The organism is Ilyobacter sp., assembly GCF_041583315.1.
Taxonomy (GTDB): Bacteria; Fusobacteriota; Fusobacteriia; order Fusobacteriales; family Fusobacteriaceae; genus Ilyobacter.
The window spans coordinates 1-7,899 of the sequence record NZ_JBFHGC010000062.1; the positions used below are offsets into that span (position 1 = coordinate 1).

At 37.3% G+C, this 7,899-nt stretch carries 10 protein-coding genes; 4 read left to right on the top strand and 6 right to left on the bottom strand.

Annotated features, from left to right (window positions below):
• Positions 1-654, top strand: a 654-nt coding sequence (locus ABZA26_RS03585) for a ChbG/HpnK family deacetylase (RefSeq protein WP_372713147.1), incomplete at its 5' end; no start/stop codon positions are given.
• A 62-nt stretch (positions 655-716) separates the two neighbouring features.
• On the opposite strand, the gene galU is transcribed toward ABZA26_RS03585, so the two are convergent.
• From galU to ABZA26_RS03615, 6 genes are all read right to left on the bottom strand, one after another.
• A complete protein-coding gene (gene galU, locus ABZA26_RS03590; protein WP_372713148.1) occupies positions 717-1,601 on the bottom strand; it encodes a UTP--glucose-1-phosphate uridylyltransferase GalU in 885 nt (294 codons plus the stop codon).
• A 70-nt stretch (positions 1,602-1,671) separates the two neighbouring features.
• Positions 1,672-3,585 (bottom strand): methionine--tRNA ligase, encoded by a 1,914-nt coding sequence (metG, locus tag ABZA26_RS03595; protein ID WP_372713149.1) that lies wholly within the window; start codon positions 3,583-3,585, stop codon positions 1,672-1,674.
• Between the two features lie 59 nt (positions 3,586-3,644).
• A complete protein-coding gene (locus ABZA26_RS03600) occupies positions 3,645-4,295 on the bottom strand; it encodes a lysophospholipid acyltransferase family protein (protein ID WP_372713150.1) in 651 nt (216 codons plus the stop codon).
• A gap of 170 nt (positions 4,296-4,465) precedes the next feature.
• Entirely contained in the window at positions 4,466-4,816 is a 351-nt protein-coding gene (locus tag ABZA26_RS03605) for a YbaB/EbfC family nucleoid-associated protein (RefSeq protein WP_372713151.1), read from the bottom strand.
• 123 nt (positions 4,817-4,939) lie between these two features.
• Entirely contained in the window at positions 4,940-5,482 is a 543-nt protein-coding gene (locus tag ABZA26_RS03610) for a nitroreductase family protein (protein ID WP_372713152.1), read from the bottom strand.
• A 125-nt stretch (positions 5,483-5,607) separates the two neighbouring features.
• Complete coding sequence (locus tag ABZA26_RS03615) at positions 5,608-6,051, bottom strand: MarR family winged helix-turn-helix transcriptional regulator (RefSeq protein WP_372713153.1); 444 nt, start codon at positions 6,049-6,051, stop codon at positions 5,608-5,610.
• Between the two features lie 136 nt (positions 6,052-6,187).
• Between ABZA26_RS03615 and msrA the strand changes: the two genes are divergently transcribed.
• The 3 genes from msrA to ABZA26_RS03630 form a co-directional block, all read left to right on the top strand.
• Positions 6,188-6,694: a peptide-methionine (S)-S-oxide reductase MsrA gene (gene msrA, locus ABZA26_RS03620; protein WP_372713154.1), complete on the top strand. Its 507-nt coding sequence runs from the start codon at positions 6,188-6,190 to the stop codon at positions 6,692-6,694.
• 234 nt (positions 6,695-6,928) lie between these two features.
• Positions 6,929-7,621 carry a 4Fe-4S binding protein gene (locus tag ABZA26_RS03625; RefSeq protein ID WP_372713155.1) on the top strand — a complete coding sequence of 231 codons (693 nt, stop codon included), beginning with the start codon at positions 6,929-6,931 and terminating at the stop codon, positions 7,619-7,621.
• Between the two features lie 42 nt (positions 7,622-7,663).
• A partial coding sequence (locus ABZA26_RS03630; RefSeq protein ID WP_372713156.1) for a hypothetical protein occupies positions 7,664-7,899 on the top strand: 236 nt, incomplete at its 3' end.

The following is a 7,899-nucleotide window of genomic DNA, read 5'->3' on the forward strand; positions in this document are numbered from 1 at the left end:
CTGGTTACCTCTACCACCGTAATGATGAATATGCCCTATGTTGACCACGCCCTCGACCTCTATAAAGACAATCAGGGACTGGGGCTTGGTATACACTTCGTTCTGACGAGCTACCACCCCCTTACAGACTCCGAGGAGTTACTGGGAGATAACGGAGTCATGGACAAGGATTTTGACAGAATTTCCCTATGCTCAGATGAGGCTATAGAGGCTGAACTAAGAGCACAACTCACGGCACTACATAGCAAAGGATACAAAATAACCCATGCAGACAGCCACCACCATGTGCACAGGATACCAAAGGTGTTGAAGATTATGAGTAAAATCTGCAAGGAATACGGATTAGCCATGAGAACTGTTCCGGAACAAAGAATCAGCGCTGAATTTGATAAGGATATAAAAAGTACAGAAGAATTTGAAGTGGAGTTTTACGACAAGGAGGCCACATTTGAAAAGTTCAGAGACATAGTTTCCCAGGAAGGCATTTCAACTCTGGAGATCTGCACACACCCTGCTTTTATAGACCTACATTTGAAAAACTACAGTAATTATGTGGAACCAAGAATTATGGAACTGGATGTTTTGACATCTCAAAAAGCAAAAGATTTGATCACCGACAAAAATATAGAGATGATCAATTTCGGAGAACTCTAATTTTTCCCTACAAATAGAAAAGTCTGACCAAAATGTAAATACATTATCGGTCAGACTTTATTTTATTTTCCTATTTTCAATTCATTTTTAAGATATTCCATGAGTCCATCTTTTGTTTCTTCATGTTTTAATCCATATTCAATGTTGGCTTTTAGAAGCCCCAGTTTATCCCCTATATCATAACGCTTTCCATCAAAGTTATAGGCAGCCACCTTTTCTCCTGACTTCTGAAGCTTAAGAATTGCATCTGTCAACTGTATCTCCCCGCCTTTTCCCGGCTTGGCATTTTCCAGATGATCAAAGATTTTACCGTCAAGAAGATATCTCCCCAGACAGGCAAACCTAGATGGAGCATCCTCTACAAAAGGTTTCTCCACAAAATCTACTACCTCTACCGTCTTGTCATCCAGCCTTTTTCCGGGATCCACAATACCGTACTTAGACACGTCTTTCTTGGCTACTTCCTGTACCCCTATAATACTGCTTCCGTACTCTTCATATTTCTCTATCATCTGCTTGCTCACAGGATTCTCAGGATTGTACATTATGTCGTCTCCCAAGGCCACTACAAAAGGTTCATCCCCTATAAAAGGCTTGGCTTTCAGTACTGCGTGACCTAGTCCCAGTGGATGAGTCTGTCTCACATAAAATATGTTCACCATACTGGAAAGCTCTGCAACCCTTGCCAAAAGAGCATGCTTTTCCTGCTTCAAAAGAGTATCTTCAAGCTCATACGAGTAATCAAAATGATCCTCTATACAGTTTTTATTACGCCCTGTGACTATTATTATATCTTTTATCCCAGACTCCACCAGCTCTTCTACTATATACTGGAGAGAGGGTTTATCTACTATGGTCAGCATCTCCTTAGGCTGAGCCTTTGTTGCTGGAAGAAGCCTTGTTCCTAAACCTGCAGCAGGAATTACTGCCTTTGTCACCTTTATCATAAAACTAACCTCCTAAAAATCAAATCTGAAAAAATACCAGATCTTTATATTTCATTAGTTAAATTTTTTATTATTTTACCTTTGAACCGGTTTTTACAGCAGAATCTATCTCTACAAGTTTTACCTTCTTTTTCTCTTCAGTAGTAAGGAGCATCCCCTGAGAAAGTTCTCCCTTCAGCTTTACAGGGTTCAAGTTTAAGACAGCAAGAACTTTTTTCCCAACAAGTTCCTGATGATTCTTATAATACTTTGCGATCCCTGATACTATCTGTCTGATACCTTTTCCTGTATCAATTTTAAATTTCAGAAGCTTATCTGCTCCATCTATTGTGGAAACCTCTAGTATCTCTACAACTTTTATCTCTACATTATTAAAATCATCGATGGAGATAGGATTTTCAATCTCAAGCTTTTTCTCCACCTGGAGTTTCGGTTCTTCCTTCTGTACCTCTATTCTCGGGAAAATAGGCTCTGCCTCACCCAGTACGTGCCCCTCCTGGATAAGTCCCCAAGAGGATATTTCAGATACTTTAGCATTTTTTATATCCTCAGAGAAACCTAGCTGGTTCCATATTTTCTGAGCAGACTCCGGCATATAAGGATACACAAGTACTGCTATTTTATATAATGCCTCTACCAGGTTGTTCATAACCTCAGCAAGTCTTGCTTTTTTATCCTCATCTTTTGCAAGGGCCCAAGGCATAGTTTCATCTATGTATTTATTCATCCTGGATATAAATTTCCATGTTGCTTCAAGTGCCTTTGAAAACTCTACTTTATCCATGGATTTTTCCACTGACTCTAGTGTATCTTTCCAAAGCTCCTTGATCTGGTCGTCATATACTTCGTGACCTTCCCCATTTACTATTTGAGAATTAAAGTATTTTTTATACATACCAAGAGTTCTGTTAAGCAGATTTCCCAGGTCATTTGCAAGGTCAGCATTTATTCTGTTTACCATTGAAGTAGTGGAATAATCTCCGTCATTTCCAAAATGAACCTCTCTCATTAGAAAATATCTGAAAGGATCTCTCCCGTATCTCTCACTTTCTGCCTGTGGGTCTATTACATTACCCTTTGATTTTGACATTTTTTCTCCCTCTACAGTCCACCATCCGTGGGCTACGATTTTATCCGGGAGTTTCTCCTCTGCTGCTAAAAGCATACAAGGCCATATTATCGCATGGAATCTCAAAATATCCTTCCCCAGTAAATGCACGACTTCTCCGTCGCTCCAGAATTTTCCAAACATCTCAAGATTATTTTCATATCCTACAGCTGTAAGGTAATTTGTCAGAGCATCAAACCATACATAGGTAATATGTCCAGGTGCAAATTCAATAGGTATACCCCATTCAAATGTATTTCTGGAAATAGACAGATCCTGAAGTCCCTGTTTTATAAAAGAAATAACCTCATTTTTCCTAGAGTGCGGCAATATGAAGTTTGGATTCTTTTCTATGTGATCTAAAAGAGCATCCTGATATTTAGACATCTTAAAAAAGTAAGATTCCTCTTTTACAAGTCTTAGTTCTTTTCCGCAGTCTGGGCAGCCATTTTCCCCTACTATCTGATTTTCAGGAACATAGGTTTCACAAGAGACACAGTATTTCCCCTCATACTCACCTTTATATATATCACCTTTTTCATATACTTTTTTCAAAATTTTTGTAACTGCTTTTTTATGTCTCATCTGGGTAGTTCTTATGAAATCATCATGGGAAACATTGAGAAGACTCCACATATCTTCAAATCTAGGAGCCATTTTATCTGTCCATTCCTGTGGTGTAAACCCTTTTTCCCTTGCAGTCTCCTCCACCTTTTGACCGTGTTCGTCTGTTCCTGTAAGGAAAAACACATCATATCCCATTGTCTTTTTATATCTTGCAAGGACATCTGCTGCAATTGTAGTATAAGCACTCCCCACATGAGGGTCCCCGTTTACATAGTATATCGGTGTAGTTACATAAAAATTCTTACTCACAAAATTATCCCCTTTCCTAAATTAGGTTTTGATTTTATATAATTTGCTTCACTTAAATTTTACTTCATATTACTTTTTTTCAAATATTCCTCTGCCTCTTTATCTAGTCTGTGCAGTTCTTCTTCCAGAAAAACAGCATACTCTTCAAGGTCTGCTCCTTTTGGTATCTCTATAGGATCACCCTCTATACACACCATCTTGGAAAAAGGTTTCGGAAACTGAAATTTATCCCAGGCCTTTTCAAAGGTCCAGCAGCTGGAAAAAGCTCCTCCCACCGGAATCATTTTTTTACCAGATTTCTGTGCCAGGAAAAGCATTCCGGGCTTTACTTTATATATGGGTCCTTTTGGACCGTCTACAGGAGTCCCTGCACTATATCCACTCTTCACAAGATTGGCCAGTTTTATAAGGCTCCTCACTGCCTCTTTGTCTGACGATCCTCTTATTACCTGAAAGCCAAATTTCTCCAGGGTGACAGCTATAAGTTCTCCGTCATTGGAAGGACTTGCAAGCCCTGCCTTTTTCTCATAGTAATCAAGACAGACAGAGGTAATTATCAGCTTATTGTGCCAGAATCCGTAGACGTAATTGCTGTCAAGATCTATTTTAGGGCTTCTTTTCACTTGTATTTTCAAGGTTTTCAGTATAAATTTCAATAGAAAATACAGCATATTTCCGTATATTCTATATTTTCTCTTTTTTTTATCCATATTGGTATTTTCTCCTGAGTTTTTTAAAAAGTATACCACATCTTCCGGAACTCTTCAATTACTCTTATACATATATACTATAAGTTTTCATGATGAACAAATATCTGAAATTTCTCCATAAAAGTCCTTCTTATAGAAAAAAAGAGGGAATCCCCTCTTTTTAAACTTTCTTAGATAAGGCCAGGAATGTTTATTCCGCCAGTTACTTTAGCCATCTCTTTTTCAGCAAGCTCTTCAGCCTGTCTCATGGCTTCTTTTACTGCTGAAACAAGAAGATCTTCTAGCATCTCTTTGTCGTTATCCTCTACTGCCTCTTTCAAAATTTCGTCTGACAGATTTATCTCAAGGACCTCTTTCTGACCATTTACTTTTACAGTAACTGCTCCTCCACCTACAGAAGTCTCAAGCTCTTTTTCCTTTAATCCCTCTTGTACCACAAGCATCTGCTGCTGCATTGCCTGTGCCTGTCTCATTATATCCATTTGACCATTGTTTCCTTTAGCCTTTAATTTTCTAACCAACTTAAACGCCTCCTCTTACTATACTTATGCCTTAAGATTATATCATATGATAACCCTCTTGGCAACATACAAGATAGACTGTCGGTACAAAAAAACACCTCTTTTACAAGAGGTGTCCACGACTTATTTTATCTTATCTATATGTAAAAATTCTGATATTTCTTTTCTAGGGACAGGTCTTGATTCCACAGCAGGTTTACCTACAGGTATAATAGCAGCTATCTGGATATCTCCCTCTATACCAAGTATCTCAGATGCTTTTTTAGAATCATAGGCCCCTACTACTACACTTCCTAGACCTAGCTCATGAAGTTTTAACATCATGTTCTGACATGCCAGACCTAGATCAAACATTCCCCATGTTCCTCCGTCATTAAATGAAGTTTCTTTATAGAAACCTGATTTTTTTCTGTTGTAGCATGCCACTATTACAAGGGATGCATCTAAAGAACATGCCGACGCCGGGTTTTTAGGATAGCAGTTTTCCACAAGCTCCTTGATTTTTTCCTTGTCTCTTAAGGCCAGAAATTCAGGACACTGAGTATTAGCCCAAGAAGGTGCCCATCTTGCAGCTTCCATAGCTTCATTTAGTTCTGCATCTGTTACATAGTGATCAGTAAATTTCCTTACACTTCTTCTATCTTTTATTGCTTTGGTCAATTCCATTTATAAATACCTCCGATATAATAAAAATACGTTTTCGTACTTTTATTATATCGGATCTAATGATTTTTTACAAGATTTTTTTCATAGATTTAACTATTATGCCAGAATTTATCTGCAGTTTAAAGTTATACGTCTTGGAAATTTTTTCTCACTTTTGAAAGGTACTTTACCAAGATCTCTTTTTCATTTTCTTCAAAGCCATCGTAGGCTTTTTCCTGAAGAGTCTTTGATATTTTCAAAAATATTTTTCTGAATTCTATTCCTTTAGGACTAAGAGACACATTTATAACCCTTGCATCCAGTTCATCCTGTTTTCTCTCTACATACCCTAGTTTTTCCAGCTTTTTCACCATATCTGTGACACTGGATTTACGTCTCGCTATATATTTTGCTATCTCATTCATCGTCATCTGACCGTCATTATCATACAGGGCAGACAAAATTGTCCCGTGACTGGAATTCAGACCTTCCACTCCCAATTTTTTGAGCTCCTCGTTTATAAACTGGGCACTTTTCTCCCTTATATTTGCAACTAATCCTATAACTATATCCGTCCTTATTTTGACCACTTCCCTTCATTACATTCTCTAGGATATTTTACTTGGAAGAGCCTTCTTTGTCAAAGATAACTCAATATATTTTTGTCAGCCTAAGAGGGAAAGGTCAGCTCTTCAGGTATAAAAAAGTATGGAGGTGGTATATATTATGAAAACAATTACACTTGCCGGTGGGTGTTTCTGGGGTATAGAGGCATATTTCAAAAGAGTAAAAGGGGTAGTCCATACTGATGTAGGTTACTCTAACGGATCAAAAGAAAACCCGGACTACAAGGAGGTCTGCTCTGGAAAGACCGGCCATGCCGAGGTATGCAAGATAGATTATGATGAATCCGTTCTGTCACTTGATAAAATATTAGACCATTTTTTCAGGCTCATCGACCCTACAGTTTTAAACAGACAGGGAAATGATATCGGTACCCAGTACCGAACCGGGGTCTATTATTCTTCAGAAGAGGACCTTACTGAGATAAAAGAATTTGTAAAATCCATAGCTCACAAATACAGTTCAGAGATTGTGACAGAAATAGAACCTTTACACAATTTCTTTCCAGCAGAGGAATATCACCAGGAATACCTTGAAAAGAATCCATCAGGCTACTGTCACATAAACTTTTCTCTTCTGAAAGATGAAGAAAAACAGGATCCAGTATAAATACGAAAATGGTGTGTCTGAAAAGGCACACCATTTTTTAGTGTTTTAATTTGAAATAAATTTTGCAGCTTAAGTTATCTTAATTTAAAAAATATCTAAAAGAATAAAAATTTACTTAAATGACAAAAAGTGTCCTAAACAGGACAGAAGTATACTCCTAAAAATGGTATCTTTTTATCAGAATATGACTCAAAAGGTCTTTGTTACGAAATTTTTCTATAGAGGTGACTAAATTTGAGAAAAAAAATTCAAATAATTAGAAACAGTGTCCAACTTGCTTTTATCGGGCTGTTAATATCGGGATTATTTATGAAATTTAAGGCTGTATTTCCATTATTGCTTATTTTTTCATTGGTAGTGGGGAACTTCTTCTGTGGTTGGGTATGTCCATACGGAGCCCTTCAGGAATTTTTTGGTGCCATTGGGGACAGAATTTTCAGAAAAAAGTATAAGATGCCGCAAAATATTCAAAAATATCTGATGTTTTCAAGATATATCGTTATGGTGCTCTTAGTTGCAGGTATAGGGGTAGGTATCTATGAGACTATAAACGGCAACAAAACATTCACCTCTACTGTAAGTGATTTTTCTGGTGCAATCATTTCAGTATCATTGCTTATCATGGCTAGCTTTCTGATTGTTTCAACTGTATTTGAAAGACCCTTTTGTAATTATCTGTGCATAGAGGGAACCAAGTTCGGCATTGCAAGTTTGACTAGATTTTTTTCAGTCAAGAGAAATAAAAAAAGTTGTGTAAACTGCAAAAAATGCAATAAGGTATGTCCCATGAATATTGCTGTTTCAGATAAGGATAGCATCAGAAATCCCCAGTGCATAAACTGTTTTAAGTGTATAAGCAGCTGCCCGGTGAAAGATACACTGTCTTATGGGAAAATAGGGATGTTTCTCAGAAAAAACCGAAAGTAGAAAAATCTGCTAGTGAGATCTGCAGTTATTTTTCAAAATTCTATGGGAAAAATTGACAATAATTTTAAGGAGGGGATAGTAGTGAGAGACAACGGATTTAATAACACATTCGATCTAGATGTACCAAAAGTTAGTAAGAGAGCTCCATTAAAAGTGAGTGAAAAGGGAATTTTGAGAAACGACAAAGAATTTTTTTATACTTATACCAAAGACAATCTGGGAAAAGAACTGACAGATAATAATCCCTATGTAAAAATAGACGGAGAATTATTTGATCA

Coding starts and splice junctions, on each gene's coding strand:
- ABZA26_RS03610 (WP_372713152.1), bottom strand. CDS start 5,482: ATGGAATTGACCAAAGCAATAAAAGATAGAAGAAGTGTAAGGAAATTT.
- ABZA26_RS03600 (WP_372713150.1), bottom strand. CDS start 4,295: ATGGATAAAAAAAAGAGAAAATATAGAATATACGGAAATATGCTGTAT.
- msrA (WP_372713154.1), top strand. CDS start 6,188: ATGAAAACAATTACACTTGCCGGTGGGTGTTTCTGGGGTATAGAGGCA.
- galU (WP_372713148.1), bottom strand. CDS start 1,601: ATGATAAAGGTGACAAAGGCAGTAATTCCTGCTGCAGGTTTAGGAACA.